Genomic DNA, 16215 nt, shown 5'->3' with positions numbered 1-16215 from the left:
CCCGGCTGCCCAAGCTTGCCCCAGCTGGATACGGTTATGGCGTCCACGGATTGGCGAGCCCTCAATTGCCTGCCACAGCGATTGTAGAGCCAATCCGCGACTGTAGTATTAGCTTTTCGTTGCGATTGGGGAAGGACCACCCCTTATCCAGCTGGAACTGGATCGCTTGTGGCTGGGCGAGCAATCGCTTCCGCAACTGCTGCAAACGGCGCCCACCGAGCGAGGCATTTACCGCTGCCACCTGCAGCGCTACCTGCAGCTGCTGCACGCCGACAGCGAGCTCACCGAGGCCATGCAGGCCGTGGTCTACAACGCGCTGCCGGTGCCGCTGCTGCCCCACTTGAGCTACCGGCTGGAGCAGGCAGGGCTGATCCGCTTGCAGCGCGATCGCGCCGTGCCGCGCTGCCCGCTCTATCGCGAGTATTTGAGCGCCCGGCTGTAGGCCGCTAGGACTCCAGCTGCCGCAGTAGGCACCAGCAGTGCCATAGGGCGCGGGGCAGGTGAAAGCAGCCTTTAAACGGCCCTCCCTTGAAGCGGTGGGTGACATTGCCCTGGCGGTCCAGATAGCCAAACCACTCGCCGCAGGCGGGATCGCGAAAGCGCTCGAAGGCATAGGCGTGGACCCGCTCGAAGGCGGCCCAATCGGCTGACTCGCCCGTGATGGTGTAGTTCAGTAGGTGCGCGTGGAGCGCTTCGCAGTGAGGCCACCACAGTTTCATGAACCACTCCAGCGGCGTGGGCGAGTAGCCCTGGGCATCCCAAAAGTAGTAGAGGCCACCGCACTCGCTATCCCAGCCGGTCTGGAATGCGTCGCGCACGATTGCTAGCGCCTGCTGGGAGAGCTCGGGGCGCGCTAGGCGCTGCGCCCAGCGCTGCAGGAACAGGCCGGCTTCAATGGCGTGGCCGGGGTTGATGAGCCGGCCCTCGGCCCCGGGCAGGCGGCTGCCATCGGGGGCGACGGTCTCCAGCGGGCAGGACTGCTGTGGGCCAACGTGGCGCTGCAGGCGGCGGATGCAGGCCTCAGCCTCGGCCGCATAGGCGGCCGGGTCGTCCCCGGCCAGGACCTCCAGCACGTTGAGCAGGATGAGGGGCACTGCCAGGGTTTGGGCGGCCGCTTGGCCGGGGTAGGCCGGGCGGCCCAGCTGCGTCCAATCGTCGGCCCAGTGCCAGACGCGCTCGAACTCGGCCCAGGCCTCGCGCCACAGCGCCGGGCGCTCGGCGGCTCGGGCAAAGGCGGCCAGGGCCATGACGTAAAAGCACTCGGAGAAGATCTTGCGCTGCAGGTAGCAGGGCTGGCCGTCCGCCGCCAGCGAGAAAAAAACTCGCCCATCCGGACGGATGGCGTGCTGGCGCAGGAATGCCACCCCCGAGCGGGCCAGATCCAGCCACTCGGGGCGCTGCTCCCAATCGCAGTAGAGGGCGCTCAGCAGCCACGCCTGCCGCCCTTGCAACCAAACGTGCTTGGTGGTGTCGTAGACCGTGCCGTCGCGATCCAGGCAGTTGAAATAGCCCCCGTGGCGGGGATCGGGGGAGTGGCGGGTCCAAAAGGGAAGGACGCGCTCCAGCAGCTCCCGTTCGTAAGTTTGGCGGTATTGGGTAATGGCCGTTGCGGGCACGGGACCTACAGCTGCAACCACTCGCGGTAGCGATCGTACAGGTGGCGGGCCGCCGGGTAGCTGGCGTGGGGGCTCATAAAGTGAGAAAACTCGAAGGTGACGAGCTTGCTCACCCCCGCCTCGCGCGCGCGCTCGATCTTGTAGCGCAGCTTGCGAAAGTCGATGGGCGGGAACTTAAAGGGCATGTCGCGATCAAACGATTCCACATTGCTCCAGCTTTGCATGCCGTAGCGCGCTGCCAGCTGCTGGTGGGTGTGGAGGTAGTGCGGCAGCTCGCTTAGCGCAACGTTGCCATCCTGGAAGGCCACGATGTCCACATGGCCGGCCAGGCGGGCGAGCGCGGCATCCCACTCCTGCCAGTGCTGCGCTAGCGAGAGCGCCGCTTCCCCAAACTGCTTGCAGCCGCGGATGTAGGGCGAGATCAGGATGGGGACATCCTTGAGGCGGCGCAGGTGCTGGGCCAGGTCCTGATAGACCCCCAGCATGCCGTCATCGTAGGCATCGATCTCGTGGCTGACGTACCAGCCGGCAAACGCAGCGCGATCGCCGTAGCGCGCCACCAGCTCCTCGCAAACGGCTTTATTGAGGTCCGCCTCCTGTTGGTACTGCCCTTGGTGCCAGTAGGTACCGGAGTCGTAGGTGCCCACGAACAGCTGCATGCCGCAGCGCTCGGCCTCGTGCAGGAACAGATCCACCAGATCGGTGTAGGCCGGCAGCATCCCGATCTTGTCGTTGAGGACGCGCGAGTCGAAGGTGGCCTGCTGCCGGTAGCCCACGCGGATCAGGATGACAGTGTCGATGCCGATGGCGCGCATGGCATCGAAATCGCGCGCCCATTCCCGCGGTCCCCAGTTCTGGGAAGGGATATCGTGGGTGATTTCGTCCAGGAACGTGCCCGTGATGGCCATGGCAATTCAGCCTTAGGCTGAGCCAGTCGCCTGCGCGAACAGCTGGGGCCACTGTTGGGCGGGTGCATCCTGGCGGGCGACGATTTCAACAATGGTGTTGGCCGCCGCAGGCTGGAAGGGAGCCTCGACGCAGGTTTGGGCCACTTTCGCGCGCGGAATGCTGCCGTCGGTGAGCGTATCAGCGGGCGACATGACGATCGCATCCGGCGCGTCTTGGTTGCGTAGCCCCCCAGGGCGCACAATGGTGTAGGTCAGCCCGCTCTGTTGCAGGTAGTCCTCGGCACGCTTTTTCCAGTGCAGCACCAACCAGAACAGATTGAGCGGATGGAGCAAGCGGGACGTGCAAAGCGAGGAAACCAGCACAAAGTGCTCGATGCCCTTGGCCCGGGCGGTGTCGATCAGGTTTTGGTTGCCTCGGCAGTCGACTTGGTAGGGACCGCTAGGGTCTAGGCTGGGCCGCGCTCCGATAGCGCTGAAGGCGATCGTGCTGTCGCCCATGGCTTCCTCGAGCCGCTGGGGCTGCAGGACGTCACCCACCACTAGCTCAGCCTCTAGCGGCAGCAGCTTCTGCCCGTGCTCCAAGTTGCGCACCAAGGCGCGGATGGGAATGCCGCGCTGGACCAGTTCTTGAACGATGCACTGCCCAGTCTCACCGGTGGCACCAGCGACGAATGCCTTCATGGGGGGCTCCTGTTTTGCGGGGTGGGGCTTTCTACTCTAGCGGGTTGCAGGCTGCTTTGCGAGGCGATCTGGGCGGGGCCGGATCGCCTCGAGCGCAGGGCTGCGCCCTTGCGGGACGTCGCCGGTACCAGTCGGGTTCCTGCCGGGTGCGCTAGAGGTTGGCGACAATCTCGAGCAGGATCTGCGCGCCGGAAACGGCCTGCCAGCCGAACAGGGCAACAACCAGACCGTTGAGGCTGATGTGGGTGTAGCGCGCCCAGAGCTGGCCCTGCTGCATGAACGGCACCAGCGCTGCCGAGAGGGCCACCAACGCTACGACCCCCAACCCGGCAAACAGGTGCGGGATGACAAAGAGCTTGCCGTTGTTAAGATAGGTTACCGCCATTCCGCCTATGGCGCCCATGGGGATCAGCGCCAGCAGCACGCCCCCTACTTGGTGGTGGCGGACGTTGAAGCGCTGCTTGGCAAGTTCCTTGCGTTGGTTGGGGTCCTCAGTGGTGCGCGTGCGCCGCACCTGCAGCCCCAGATAGAGCGCGTAGAGTGTAGCGGCAAACAGCCCCAGCATCACCACCGGGTGGAAAAATTGGGCCCACGTTTTGACGGATTCGGGAATCAAGCCTTCCATGGCAGGGCTCGCCCCCCATCGCGGATCGCCACTTGGAAACTAGCACAGCGGGCGGCTCAGCCCCCGCCATCGGCGTCCATAACGGCTTGGCGGTCCAGCAGAACCAAATCGCGCAGGCTGTCCGTATCCAGCTCCGAGAGCCACTCCTCGCCGGCATCGACGGTCTGCTCGGCCAGCTCCCGCTTGCTGGCGATCGCGGCGTCGATGCGCTCCTCCAGGGTGCCGCTGCAGACGAATTTGTGCACCTGCACGTTGCGGGTCTGGCCGATGCGGAAGGTGCGATCGGTGGCTTGGTCTTCCACGGCCGGGTTCCACCAGCGATCGATGTGAAAGACGTGGTTGGCACGGGTGAGGTTGAGCCCCGTGCCCCCGGCCTTGATGGAGAGGATGAACGCGCGCGGCCCGGCGGGATCGTTTTGGAAGCGATCCACCATCTCTTCGCGCTGCTGTTTGCGCGTGGCGCCGTACAGAAACGGCACTTCCCCGCCCAGGCGCTGCTCCAGATAGGGTTGGAGCAGCTTGCCCCACTGGGCGAACTGGGTAAAGATGAGCGCGTGATCGCCTTCGGCTGCAATTTCTTCTAGCATCTCGCTCAGGCGCAGCAGCTTGCCCGAGCGCTCGGGGCCATCGAGCTGGGGTTCGTTCAGCAACAGAGCGGGGTGGTTGCAGAGTTGCTTGAGCTGCATCAACAGCGTCAGGATCTTGCCCCGCCGCTGCATGCCCTCGCTGCCTTCCAAATCGGCGAGGGCCGCATCCACCAGCTGCTGGTAGCGATCGGCTTGCTCGCGGCTGAGGCCGCAGTAGACGTTGGCTTCCTGCTTGCGCGGCAGGTCGCGCACGATATCGGCATCGGTTTTGGTCCGCCGCAGGATGAACGGCCGCACCAGCGATCGCAGCGTCCGCAGCGAATCGCCGTCGCCGTAGCGCTCGATGGGAACAGCAAAGCGGCGCTGGAAAAACTGCTGCGTGCCCAAATACCCCGGATTGAGAAAGTCCAGGATGGACCACAGCTCCGCCAAGCGGTTCTCGATGGGGGTCCCGGTGAGCGCGATGCGGAAGCTGGCGGCCAGCTGGCGGACGGCCTGGGACTGCTTGGCGCGCGGGTTTTTGATGGTTTGGGCCTCATCCAGCACGACACCCTGCCAGTCCACCGCCTGTAGCGTGGGGGCATCGCGCAGGGCCAGCGCGTAGCTGGTCACCACCAGATCGGCCTGCCGGGCCTGGCGCTCGAAAACCTCGCCCTGGGGGCGATCAGGGCCGTGGTGGAGGTAGCTGGCCAGGGTGGGGGCAAAGCGCTGCACCTCCCGCTGCCAGTTACCCAGCACGGAGGTGGGGCAGACCAGCAGCGTGGGCGCGTGCAGCTCCGCGCGCTCCTGGCGGTGCAGCAGCAGGGCCAGCACCTGGATGGTTTTGCCCAGGCCCATGTCATCGGCCAGGCAAGCGCCCAAGCCCCAGCGCGCCAGAAAGGCCAGCCAGCTCGCGCCCCAGCGCTGGTAGGAGCGCAGCTCGCCGCGGAACCCTTGGGGCGTGGGAATGGGCTCCAGGGCTTGGGTATCGCTGAGGTCGGTCACCAGCGCCTGCAGCTCGCCCGAGGCCTCAAAATCCACCACCGGCAGCTTGTCCAGGGTCTGGGTCTCGCCAGTGCTCAAGCGCACCGCATCCTCGACCGAGAGCTGCATGCTGCCATTGCCGGATTCATCCAGCATGGCCTGGGCCGCCTTGACATCGGCGGGCTGTAGGGCTACCCATTCCCCATCCACCTCGACCAGCGGGGATTGCTGCGCCAGCAGGCGCTCGAACTCCTCGCGCGAGAGGGCGCGATCGCCGATGGCCAGATCCCACTGGAACTGCAGCAGTCCCTGCAACCCCAGCTGCTGGCGCTGGGGCGCCTGGGCGCGGATTTTGAGCCCCAGGCGCTTTTCGCTGCTGCCCGGGGTCAGCCCCGGCGGCAGGATCGTGCCCAGGCCGCTGTCGCGCAGGCGCCAAGCGCTGCCTTTGACGAACTCGTAGGCCTGCACCGGATCGAGCGAGCAGGCCACTGGGCAGGCTTGCTCTAGGGTCTCGGCTACGGCCGAGTGCAGCTGCGCGGCCAGAGCCAACCCGGTTAGCAGCAGCTCCTGCGGGCGCTCGATGGGGCGCTGCTGGTAGACGATCTGCTCCTCGGGGTGCTGCCAGACAGTCTCGGCATCGACAAACAGGGACTCATCGTCGATCGCCTGCAGGCCGTAGCGCAGCGTCCAGGTCTCGCTGCCTTGCGGCGGCGGCTGCAGGGCAAAGCAGGTGCGGAATTGGTTGGGGCCCAGCTTGCGCAGCGCCTGCGATCCCAGATAGTCCCGTACCGGCAGCGTCCAGGTCTCGAGGGCTTTGCTCAGGCGGCGACGATCCAGGACCTCGATGGCAAAGTCGCCTTGCGGGGCCGAGAGGGCGTTCAGCCAGCGCTTGAGCGCGGCATCTTTGACGGGCGGAACGCTGGTTTCGAGCCAGTGCCGCAGCTGCACGTCGAGCGTGCTGGCGATAAAGTCCAGCAGCAGCGCCTGCGGCGAGGGCAGGGCCGGATCCCGCCAGTCGCTGACCGAGGCCCGGCAGGCATCGGGCATTTGCTGTGCCAGGCGCCGAAAGCGCGCCTGATCCGCGGCGCTATCGAGCAGCGGTTGCCACGTGCCGGCGGCTTCGCCTTCGCCCTGCTCCGCGATCGCGGGTAAGAACTTGTCCCGCGCCAGCAGCTCCAGGCTCCAGCGGTAAGCGTGGGCCCAGAACCGCAGCTCATCGCCAATGTCGCGCTCGGCGGCGGCCGTTGCCCCCAACGGCAGCGCCTGCAGCAGCTGCGTCGCCTCCAGCGGCGTCAGGGCCAGGCCCTCCACCTTCCAGGCGTGGAGCCCCAGTCCCTCGGCAGCGCCTTCCTCGCGCAGCTTGCGCGCTAGCAGCGGCTGCTGCGGCTCCCCGCGGGCCGAGCGCTGCGTGGGCAGGATCGCAGCTTGGCGGCGCTCGCGCTCGGATAAGGGGGCCCCCGTTAGTGGCGCCGTTTCGGCATCGGGGATCAAGCCGCGCTCGAGCAGCTGGGCGCGCAACTCGCGGCGGCCGAGCGCGAATGGGTGGGCGGGCAGCTGCTTGCGCTTGCCGGGCTTGCGGCGTTGGCGGCGGGGGCGCCAAGTCTCGCCCCATACCAAAAGCGCGCTGGGCTCAGCGTCGAGGATCCAACTACCGTGCAGGGTCGCCATAAACTGCCGTTTTACTGCCGCCCGCTAGGCGGGCAAAATCCCCGCCGATCCAGGCCGCTCCCGCTCGGCTGGCCCCGGATCGAGGTGCTAGGATTGCCATCGAGACAGAAACGTGATAGCGAGAGAAGGATACGCGCGCTAATGCAAGAATTCCAAAAGACAATATCCTTTAGTGGAAAGGATATTGTAATGAACACCGGCCTGCTCGCTCCACAGGCAGACGGTTCGGTCCTAGTCAGCTCGGGCGAGACGTCAGTTCTGGTAACGGCGACGCGCTCCGAGCCGCGCGAGGGCATCGACTTTTTGCCGCTGCTAGTCGATTACGAGGAGCGCCAGTACGCGGCCGGTCGCATTCCGGGCAGCTTCCTGCGGCGCGAGGGGCGGCCGCCCCAGAACGTGACGCTCATCAGCCGCCTGATCGACCGGGCCATGCGGCCCCTCATCCCCCACTGGATTCGCGACGATATCCAGATTGTAGCAACGACGCTGTCGTTGGATGAGGACGTGCCGCCCGACGTGCTGGCGGTGACGGGGGCCTCGGTGGCCGCCATTATGGCCCAGATCCCGCTCAACGGCCCCATGGCCGGCGTTCGCGTTGGGCTGGTGGATGACGATTTTGTCATCAATCCCAACTACAACGAGGTCGAGTATGGGGATCTGGATCTGGTCGTAGCGGGCGGCCCGCAAGGGATCGACATGGTCGAGTCCGGGGCCAACCAGCTGCCGGAGCAGGACACCATCGACGCCATCGAGTTCGGCTACGAGGCCGTTCAGGATCTGATCCGGGCGCAGCAGGAGATGATGTCGGAGCTGGGGCTGGAGCTGGCCCAAGCCGATCCCCCCACCTCGCATCCGCACGTGGAGGCCTTCGTCCGCGAGCGGGCGGCCGAGCCCATCCGCAAGGTGCTGTCGCAGCACGAGCTGCACAAGCAAGCGCGCGACGATGCACTCGAGGAAGTCAAGACCGAGTACGTTGAGAGCGCGATCGCCGAGCTCCCCGAGGACGACCCGGTGTGCGCCACCGCCGCCGAGGACAGCAAGGCGGTGGGCAATGCCTTTAAGGACCTGACCAAAGCGCTCATGCGCGACCAGATCGTGCGCGAGCAAGTGCGCGTCGACGGGCGCAAGCTGGATGAGGTCCGCCCCATTTCCTGCCGCGTGGGCTTTTTGCCGCGCCGCGTCCACGGCAGCGGGCTCTTTACCCGGGGGCTGACCCAGATCCTGTCGAGCGTCACGCTGGGCACCCCAGCCGATGCCCAGAACGTGGCCGACGAGCTCCATCCCATGGAGGAGAAGCGCTACCTCCATCACTACAACTTCCCGCCCTACAGCGTGGGCGAGACCAAGCCGCTGCGCGCCCCTGCGCGGCGCGAGATCGGCCACGGCGCCTTGGCCGAGCGGGCGCTGGTCCCGGTGCTGCCATCGCGAGACGAGTTCCCCTATGTGCTGCGCGTGGTCTCGGAGGTATTGTCCTCCAACGGCTCCACCTCCATGGGCTCGGTCTGCGGCTCGACGCTGGCGCTGATGGATGCCGGCGTCCCCATCCGCAAGCCGGTCAGCGGGGCGGCCATGGGCCTGATTCAGGAAGGTGAGGAAGTCCGCGTGCTCACCGACATCCAGGGCCTTGAGGATTTCCTGGGGGATATGGACTTCAAGGTGGCCGGCACCGATACCGGCATCACAGCCCTGCAGATGGATATGAAGGTGGCCGGATTGCCGCTGGAGACCATCGCCCAAGCCATCCATCAGGCCCGGCCGGCGCGGCTGCACATCCTGGAGCAGATGCAGGCTGCGATCGCCAGCCCGCGCCAGGAGCTAGCCCCCAGCGCCCCGCGGCTGCGGACGCTCAAAATCGACCCCGAGCTCATCGGCCTGGTCATCGGCCCCGGCGGGCGCACGATCAAAAACATCACCGATCGCACCGGCGCCAAGGTCGACATCGACGACGACGGGACGGTGACCGTATCCGCCGCCGATTCGGAAAATGCCCTCCAGGCCATGAACATCGTCAAAAGCATGACGCACAAGCTCAGCGAAGGCGATGTCTATCTGGGGCGCGTGACGCGCATCATCCCCATCGGGGCGTTTGTCGAGATCATGCCCGGCAAGGAAGGGATGGTGCACATCTCGCAGTTGGCCGACCGTCGGGTCAATCAAGTGGAGGACGAAGTCTCGGTTGGCGACGAGCTGGTGGTCAAAGTCCGCGAGGTCGATAGCAAGGGCCGCCTCAACCTGACGCGGCTCAACATTCACCCGGACGAGGCCGCCGCCGCTCGCGGAGCCAAACAGGCCGAGCAGGGGGTGGCCCAAGCCCAACCGGGCTAGGGCAGCCCCCTACCACTCGCCGCGGTCGCGCTCCGCCTCCAGCCAGTCGTCCTGGGCCGGTTCGCTCCGGGCAGCGGAATCGAGCCCCAGTGGCGCGATCGCGCGCTCGGCAGCTTCGCGCACGAAGGCCCGGACGACGGCATCCCGGCGGTTGAGCTCGAACTGGCGCTGCACGACCTCGCTCATGCCGCCATCGCCCCAATCTTGGTCCTGGCGGAAGTACTCGATGAAGCTTTTGCCGGCAATGCGGGTGAGGTAGGCGGCAGTCACCCCCTGGATGGCCTTGCCCACGGCGTAGGTACCGGCGGTGAGCTGCAGGGCACTGGCAAACAGCTCCAGCGCCCCTTTGACCACGCCCAGGCTGGCCAGGGTCCGCCCCAGCGACAGCGCCAGTTCCCGGGCTTGGTCCCAGCTCAGCTCGCAGCCGTAGATGCGGCCCAGCTCCATGACCATCTGGGCGTTGACGGCGGCGGTGCCCAGCATGTCCACCCCCGGCAGCGGCGTTACGGCAATGGCGCCGCCCCCAATCCACTGGTAGCGGCGGATGGTGCGCTCGGCTTGCTGCTGCCGCTGCCGGTCGATGAGTGCGCGGGCTTCCTCGCTCAAGCGCTGCGATTGCAGCAGGATGTTGTCGGCCACTAGGGTCTCGCCCTCGGCGCGCAGTACTGCTGCCAGGCGCTCGAGCAGCGCGTCTACCTGCGGCGGCGGGCGAACGGTGCCGCCGCCGCGTGCGGGCACGGGTTGGGGAGCGGCAGCGACCGCTACCACATCCTCAGGCGCGATCGCCTCGCTCAGGCGCTGCCGCAGCTGCGCCAGGATGGCATCGCGCTCGGGTTGGGGGTAGCAGTCGCTTTTGTTGAGCGCCAGCAGCGATCGCTTGCCCATGGCGGCCAACTGGGCCAGCGGCTCGCGCTCCGACTGCCGCAGGTCGTTGTCCACCACCAACAGCAGCAGGTCCGCTCGAGCAGCTAGCTGCCGCGCCGCCCGTTCGCGCTCGGTGCCGGCGGCGCCGGCCTCCAGCATGCCGGGCGCATCGGTGATGCGAATGGGGCGATCCACCCCAGCCAGCTCGAGGCGATAGCTCTGCCCGGCCTCGGTGGTGCCCATGGGGGCCGACACCTCACCCACCACCTCGCCCAGCAGCGCCCGCACCAGCGAGGTCTTGCCGGCCGAACCGGTTCCAAAGACCACCACGCGCAGCTCCTGGCGGTTGAACTCGGAAGCGAGCTGCTGGGCGCGATCCTGGAGGGCCTGGCGCGCGACGCGATCGTGAATGCTGGTGATTTGCTCTTGCACGGCCTCGAAACTGGCGCTGGCCGCTTCAGGTTTGGAGGCCGGTGCGCTGGGGCGCGGCCGCCGGCGGCGTGATCGCCGGCTGGCGTAGAGGGCGACTGCAATCGCCGCCACCGCCGCGATCGCCGCCAACAGCAGCAGTCCAGCCAGCAGCGGCGATTGCCCGGCCAGCTGGGCTAGCGAGGCCAGCAGTACCGTCAGCAGCAGGGCAGCCAGGCCGATGGCGAGCCAAAGCAGCGCAGCGCGAGGCGAGGGCATGGACGATTGCGGCTGGCGCGCGCGAGGTGAGACGCTGAGCGCACCCGTAGCCTAGCCCGAGTGCCGCCGCGAGGGCACTGCCATGCAAGTCGCGTTTTTCGGCACGCCCGAGTTTGCCGTTCCCAGCCTGCAGCGCCTGCTCGCGCAGCCGGGGATTGCAGTCCGAGCGGTGGTGACCCAGCCCGATCGGCCGCGCGGGCGCGGCAAACAGCTGCAGCCCCCACCCGTCAAGGAACTGGCCCAGTCCCACGGCGTACCGGTTTGGCAACCCCAGCGCCTGCGCGACGACCGCGATACCCTGGCCCAGCTGGCGCAGTTGCAGGCCGATGCCGTTACCGTGATGGCCTACGGCCAAATCCTGCCGCCGGCGGTGCTGTCGCAACCGCGGCTGGGCTGCGTCAACGTTCACGCCTCCCTACTGCCCCGCCACCGGGGGGCTTCGCCCGTTGCCTGGAGCCTCTACAACGGCGATGCCGAAACGGGCGTAACGACCATGCTGATGGAGCCTGGCATGGATACCGGGCCCATCCTGCTGCGCGCCCGGACGGCGGTGGGCTTGCTGGAGAACGCCCGCGAGCTCTCGCAGCGGCTGGCAGATTTGGGGGCCGACCGGTTGGTGGAGACGCTGCAGCAGCTCGAGCGCGGCACCCTGACCCCGCAACCGCAGGATCCGGCCCAAGCCAGCTACGCACCGCTGCTGCGCAAGCAGCACTACGCCCTGGATTGGTCGCGGCCGGCCCTGGCAATTCACAACCAAGTGCGCGGGTTTTACCCCAACAGCACCGCGCGCTTCCGGCAGCAGCCGCTCAAGATCCGGGCAACCGTCCCACTGGCGGCATCCGTACGCTCGCAGCTACCGACCGAGTGGCAGTCGCAGCTGGCCCAGCATGACTGGCCGCCTGAGGGGGCTGCTCGCCCCGGCGAGATCGCGGGGACTTTAAAATCGCTCGGCCCGGCCGTCCAAACCGGGGATGGCCTGCTGCTGCTGCACGCGCTGCAGCCCAGCGGCAAGCGGGCGCAATCCGGGGCCGATTTTGCCAACGGCATGCGCCCGGTCGCCGGCGAGCGCTTCGAGAACGGTTAGCCCTCGGCTGCGGCCTCGCCGAGCGGTTCGTAAAAGGGACAGCTATAGCAGGGCCCCTCCGGGTTGACCGCGCAGCGCAGGATTTCGGAGCGGGCATTGAAGCGGCAGCTGGCATCGCCGATCGCCCAGCGCCCGTCGACGTAGCTGGTCTCGGTGATGGCTTGCGCCGACTGAACGTAGAGCGACACTTTGCTTAGGCGGTAGCCGCCGGCCTGGTAGTGGTAGTGGTGGTGGCGCTCCAGCACGGCATAGGTCTGCCCTTCCCAGTTAATGTAGCTGCCCGTTACGCGGCTGCGGTGGATCGTCCCGAGCGACTGCTGCGGATGGGTTAAGATCAGCTCGGTTGAAGGCGACTCGCGCTCGCGCTGCTCCATCGGCCAGGAACTGAGGGCGATACACCAGATGGTAACGCGTTCTGGCGCCCCGGCCGGATGCCGGGCAAGCGCGTGCCCGCCGCTGCGCTAGCCCACCCCCATGGACTCCATCGATCGCGTCGCCATTGTCGGCGGCACTCACGGCAACGAACTGACTGGGGCCTACCTCATCAAAAAGTTCCGCCGCCACCCCGAGGCGATCGCGCGCGAGAGCTTTGAGACCCAGACGCTGCTGGGCAACCCCGAGGCCCTGCAGGCCCGCCAGCGCTACCTGGGTAAAGACCTCAACCGCTGCTTTGGCAGCCATGCGTTGCAAGATCCCAACCCGGCAACGCGCGAAGACCGCCGGGCCCAGCAAATCGATCGCGCCTTGGGGCCCAAGGGCAACGCCCAGGTCGATTTCATTCTGGATCTGCACACCACCTCGGCCAACATGGGCGCGAGCCTGATCTTCGTGCGCGATGGGCCCTTTGACTTCCAGCTCGCCGCCCGCCTGTGCGCCACCGATCCCAGCCTTGGGGTTTACAGCTGGATCGAGCCCGAGCGCGAGCCCAACTTCCTCAACGCCATTGCCAGCCGCGGCTTTGCCATCGAGGTAGGGCCCATTACCCCAGGCACGTTGGCCCCCGAGATCTTTGCAACCACCGAGCGCCTGGTCCACGCCGTGCTGGATGGCATCGATGCCTTCAACCGCCAGCGCTGGTCCCAGCCCGCGCCCCCGCTGACGGTCTACCGCCACCAGCGCCGCATCGACTATCCCAAGACCAGCGACGGCGACCTCGATGGGTTCATCCACCCGCAGCGGCAGGGCCGGGACTTTGAAGCCATGGCGCCCGGCGATCCGCTGTTTTTGACCTTGGACGGCCACGCGATCGGCTACGACGGTCCCGAGGTGGTGCACCCAGTGTTTGTCAACGAAGCGGCCTACTACGAAAAAGGCATCGCCATGTGCTTGACCCAGCCCGAGCGCATGGCGCTCTGAGCACCAAGTTACGGACTTTTAAGTTCGGCAGCCCGCGCCAAAAGTGCCCCATGCGGGTGCGGTAGACTTATGGCATAAGCGAGGTGCCCACGGGACAGCAAGCACGTGAACAAGGAGCCCTTAGCGATGTCGCACAGCGTCAAGATTTACGATACTTGCATTGGCTGTACCCAGTGCGTGCGGGCCTGCCCGCTGGACGTGCTGGAGATGGTTCCCTGGGATGGGTGCAAGGCCGGGCAGATTGCCTCATCGCCGCGCACTGAGGACTGCGTTGGCTGCAAGCGGTGCGAGACGGCCTGCCCGACGGACTTTTTGAGCATCCGCGTCTACCTTGGGGCCGAGACCACCCGAAGCATGGGACTCGCCTACTAGCCCTGCACGCCACGCCCAGCGCTTCGCGTGCTGGCCTAGGCCTACCTGAGAGGACGCCGTTCCTCTCTTTTTTTTGGGCTGGGGCAATCTTGACGTTCTGGCAGGCCCGCAGTAGCTTTGGAGCCAAGCTACGGTCAGCTGGGCTAGTGCCCACCTTATACTGGCAACGGCATGTGCGGAATCGTCGGCTACATCGGTCCCCAGACGGCAACGGATGTCCTCATGGCCGGGTTGGAGCGGTTGGAATACCGCGGCTACGACTCGGCCGGTATGGCAACCGTCTGGGACGATCGGCTCCACTGCGTGCGCGCCAAAGGCAAGCTCCACAACCTGCGGCAAAAGCTGGAGCGCGAGCCCATGCCGGCGCAGTTGGGCATCGGCCACACGCGCTGGGCCACCCACGGCAAGCCGGAAGAGCACAACGCCCACCCTCACCTGGATGGCAACCAACGCATCGCGGTGGTGCAAAACGGCATTGTGGAAAACCACCGCCCGCTGCGCGAGGAGCTGGCGCAAAAGGGACACGCGTTTGCCTCCGACACCGATACGGAGGTGGTGCCGCACCTGATCGCCGAGTGCCTGGAACAGGCGGACGGGGAGAGCGATGGGCGATCGCGGCTGTTCGAGGCGGTCCGGAAAGCCCTCTCGCGGCTGCAGGGGGCTTTTGCCATTGCGGTGGTCTGCGCCGACTATCCCGACGAGCTGATCGTCGCGCGCGAGCAAGCCCCGCTGGCCATTGGCTTTGGGCAGGGCGAGTTTTTCTGCGCGTCCGATACGCCTGCGCTCATCCCGCACACCAACGCCGTCCTACCGCTCGAGAATGGCGAGATGGCGCGGCTGACGCCGCTCGGGGCCGAGATTTATACCCTGGCTGGGGAGCGCCTGCAAAAAAAACCGCGCACCCTGGACTGGAACCCGGTTCTGGTAGAGAAACAGGGCTTTCGCCACTTCATGCTCAAAGAAATCCACGAGCAGCCCGGGGTGGTGCGCGCCTGCTTGGAGGCCTATCTCAACGACGACTGGACCCCCGAGACCTACGCGGCCGCTTCGCCCATCGATCTGGGGTTGCCGGCCCAGCTCTACCAGGACCTGGAGGCCGTCGAGATCGTGGCCTGCGGCACGAGCTGGCACGCCGGCCTCATTGGCAAGTACTTGCTAGAGCAACTGGCCGGCATTCCCACGGCCGTTCACTACGCTTCGGAGTTTCGCTACGCGCCCACCCCGCTCAAAGCCAACACCCTGACCGTGGGCGTGACCCAATCGGGCGAGACGGCCGACACCCTGGCAGCGCTCAATTTGGAACGGGAGCGGCGCGCCCAGGCCCCACCGGCCCAGCAGGCGCGCTTGCTGGGCATGACCAACCGCCCCGAGAGCACGCTGGCGCGCTCGGTGGATGCCATCATCGATACCCATGCCGGCATTGAGATTGGGGTTGCCGCCACCAAAACATTCATGGCCCAGGTAGTGGGCTTTTGCTGCCTGGCCCTAGAGTTGGCTGCCCGCCGCCAGGCGCTGCCGCCCGATCGCCTCCAGCAGATGGTGGATGGCCTGCGCCAGCTACCGGCTCAAATCGAGCTGGTGCTGGAGAGCCGGGAAGAAGCGATCGAAGCGCTGGCCCACGAGTTTAAAGAAACCCGCGACTTTATTTTCATTGGGCGCGGCATCAATTTTCCCATTGCGCTGGAGGGCGCGCTCAAGCTCAAAGAGATCAGCTACCTCCACGCTGAGGGCTACCCAGCCGGCGAGATGAAGCACGGCCCGATTGCGCTGCTGGATGACAACGTGCCGGTGGTGGCAGTGGCCATGCCCGGGCAGGTGTACGACAAAGTCATCTCCAACGCCGAGGAAGCCAAAGCCCGGGACGCACACCTGATTGGCGTGACGGCCCTAGAAGATACCGAAGCTAGCGCCACCTTCGACCAACTGCTTCCGGTGCCGGGTGTGGACGAGTGGCTGTCGCCGTTTCTGTCGGTGGTGCCGCTGCAGCTGCTGTCCTACTATATTGCCGCCCGCCGCGGGCTGGATGTAGACCAGCCGCGCAATTTGGCCAAGTCGGTCACGGTGGAGTAGCAGGCTAACGCCCTTTTGGTGACAAGTTGCTTATCGAATTTGCTCCTGCCACTGGCTGGGGCAGCGCCCAACAGCACCGAGGCCACCCACCACTGCCCCTGACGGCGTACCCGGACGAAGGGCAGGTTGTACCGGGTGCCGCGGAAGCTGCTAGTGGCGAGCGAGGCTGTGGCTGGGGAAGTAGACCCGGCAGACCCAGCCCGAGTAGCTGTGCCGCGAGGGGCGGCAGTTGACGAACTAGCCCCGACCGCGCGCAAGGCGGCAAACGGAACGGGGAACGGCGCGCGGCAAAAGGCAGGCGAGGCGAGGGAAGCTGACATGGTTAGCACCACGAACGACAGCCGCCCCTACACCTCTGGCAAGGGGTGGGCCTTCCCAGCAGTTCACCCCCCCCCGTCAAGGGCTTCGC

At 66.5% G+C, this 16215-nt stretch carries 13 protein-coding genes; 6 read left to right on the top strand and 7 right to left on the bottom strand.

The features are described 5' to 3' along the window. Positions 1-166 precede the first annotated feature (166 nt). On the top strand, positions 167-442 hold the full coding sequence (locus BRC58_08775) for a hypothetical protein (protein ID PSP16572.1): 276 nt from the start codon (positions 167-169) through the stop codon (positions 440-442). Positions 443-446: 4 nt separating this feature from the next. Here BRC58_08775 and BRC58_08770 read toward each other — a convergent pair whose 3' ends face one another. From BRC58_08770 to BRC58_08750, 5 genes are all read right to left on the bottom strand, one after another. Next, positions 447-1616 carry an N-acylglucosamine 2-epimerase gene (locus BRC58_08770; protein ID PSP16571.1) on the bottom strand — a complete coding sequence of 390 codons (1170 nt, stop codon included), beginning with the start codon at positions 1614-1616 and terminating at the stop codon, positions 447-449. A 5-nt stretch (positions 1617-1621) separates the two neighbouring features. Next, on the bottom strand, positions 1622-2524 hold the full coding sequence (locus BRC58_08765; protein ID PSP16570.1) for a DUF4434 domain-containing protein: 903 nt from the start codon (positions 2522-2524) through the stop codon (positions 1622-1624). A 12-nt stretch (positions 2525-2536) separates the two neighbouring features. Continuing rightward, on the bottom strand, positions 2537-3205 hold the full coding sequence (locus tag BRC58_08760) for an epimerase (GenBank protein PSP16569.1): 669 nt from the start codon (positions 3203-3205) through the stop codon (positions 2537-2539). A gap of 151 nt (positions 3206-3356) precedes the next feature. Continuing rightward, positions 3357-3830 (bottom strand): DUF4079 domain-containing protein, encoded by a 474-nt coding sequence (locus BRC58_08755; protein ID PSP16568.1) that lies wholly within the window; start codon positions 3828-3830, stop codon positions 3357-3359. A gap of 56 nt (positions 3831-3886) precedes the next feature. Beyond that, positions 3887-7048, bottom strand: a complete 3162-nt coding sequence (locus tag BRC58_08750; protein PSP16567.1) for an ATP-dependent helicase — start codon at positions 7046-7048, stop codon at positions 3887-3889. 141 nt (positions 7049-7189) lie between these two features. Between BRC58_08750 and BRC58_08745 the strand changes: the two genes are divergently transcribed. Further along, positions 7190-9373, top strand: a complete 2184-nt coding sequence (locus tag BRC58_08745) for a polyribonucleotide nucleotidyltransferase (protein PSP16566.1) — start codon at positions 7190-7192, stop codon at positions 9371-9373. A gap of 9 nt (positions 9374-9382) precedes the next feature. Here the strand turns inward: BRC58_08745 and BRC58_08740 are convergent, their stop codons facing one another. Then, positions 9383-10924 carry a GTP-binding protein gene (locus tag BRC58_08740; protein PSP16565.1) on the bottom strand — a complete coding sequence of 514 codons (1542 nt, stop codon included), beginning with the start codon at positions 10922-10924 and terminating at the stop codon, positions 9383-9385. 82 nt (positions 10925-11006) lie between these two features. Here BRC58_08740 and BRC58_08735 point away from each other — a divergent pair, with 82 nt between their 5' ends. Then, positions 11007-12008, top strand: a complete 1002-nt coding sequence (locus BRC58_08735; GenBank protein PSP16564.1) for a methionyl-tRNA formyltransferase — start codon at positions 11007-11009, stop codon at positions 12006-12008. On the opposite strand, the gene BRC58_08730 is transcribed toward BRC58_08735, so the two are convergent. Continuing rightward, positions 12005-12382, bottom strand: coding sequence for a hypothetical protein (locus tag BRC58_08730; protein PSP16563.1), 378 nt, complete (start codon positions 12380-12382; stop codon positions 12005-12007). The genes BRC58_08735 and BRC58_08730 overlap by 4 nt on opposite strands. A 100-nt stretch (positions 12383-12482) precedes the next feature. Here BRC58_08730 and BRC58_08725 point away from each other — a divergent pair, with 100 nt between their 5' ends. The 3 genes from BRC58_08725 (at position 12483) to glmS (ending at position 15806) form a co-directional block, all read left to right on the top strand. Continuing rightward, positions 12483-13364, top strand: coding sequence for an aspartoacylase (locus BRC58_08725; GenBank protein ID PSP16562.1), 882 nt, complete (start codon positions 12483-12485; stop codon positions 13362-13364). A 126-nt stretch (positions 13365-13490) separates the two neighbouring features. Then, on the top strand, positions 13491-13736 hold the full coding sequence (locus BRC58_08720) for a photosystem I iron-sulfur center protein PsaC (GenBank protein PSP16561.1): 246 nt from the start codon (positions 13491-13493) through the stop codon (positions 13734-13736). A 171-nt stretch (positions 13737-13907) separates the two neighbouring features. After that, on the top strand, positions 13908-15806 hold the full coding sequence (glmS, locus tag BRC58_08715; GenBank protein PSP16560.1) for a glutamine--fructose-6-phosphate transaminase (isomerizing): 1899 nt from the start codon (positions 13908-13910) through the stop codon (positions 15804-15806). Positions 15807-16215: the final 409 nt, after the last annotated feature.

It is taken from the genome of Cyanobacteria bacterium QS_8_64_29, assembly GCA_003022125.1.
Classification (GTDB): Bacteria; Cyanobacteriota; Cyanobacteriia; order Cyanobacteriales; family Rubidibacteraceae; genus QS-8-64-29.
This window is presented reverse-complemented; position numbering and strand designations above follow the sequence as displayed.

Excerpts from the sequence above, each read along its gene's own strand:
- BRC58_08765 (PSP16570.1), bottom strand. The coding sequence starts at position 2,524 with ATGGCCATCACGGGCACGTTCCTGGACGAAATCACCCACGATATCCCT.
- BRC58_08760 (PSP16569.1), bottom strand. The coding sequence starts at position 3,205 with ATGAAGGCATTCGTCGCTGGTGCCACCGGTGAGACTGGGCAGTGCATC.
- BRC58_08755 (PSP16568.1), bottom strand. The coding sequence starts at position 3,830 with ATGGAAGGCTTGATTCCCGAATCCGTCAAAACGTGGGCCCAATTTTTC.
- BRC58_08750 (PSP16567.1), bottom strand. The coding sequence starts at position 7,048 with ATGGCGACCCTGCACGGTAGTTGGATCCTCGACGCTGAGCCCAGCGCG.
- BRC58_08745 (PSP16566.1), top strand. The coding sequence starts at position 7,190 with ATGCAAGAATTCCAAAAGACAATATCCTTTAGTGGAAAGGATATTGTA.
- BRC58_08740 (PSP16565.1), bottom strand. The coding sequence starts at position 10,924 with ATGCCCTCGCCTCGCGCTGCGCTGCTTTGGCTCGCCATCGGCCTGGCT.
- BRC58_08735 (PSP16564.1), top strand. The coding sequence starts at position 11,007 with ATGCAAGTCGCGTTTTTCGGCACGCCCGAGTTTGCCGTTCCCAGCCTG.
- BRC58_08730 (PSP16563.1), bottom strand. The coding sequence starts at position 12,382 with ATGGAGCAGCGCGAGCGCGAGTCGCCTTCAACCGAGCTGATCTTAACC.
- BRC58_08725 (PSP16562.1), top strand. The coding sequence starts at position 12,483 with ATGGACTCCATCGATCGCGTCGCCATTGTCGGCGGCACTCACGGCAAC.
- BRC58_08720 (PSP16561.1), top strand. The coding sequence starts at position 13,491 with ATGTCGCACAGCGTCAAGATTTACGATACTTGCATTGGCTGTACCCAG.
- glmS (PSP16560.1), top strand. The coding sequence starts at position 13,908 with ATGTGCGGAATCGTCGGCTACATCGGTCCCCAGACGGCAACGGATGTC.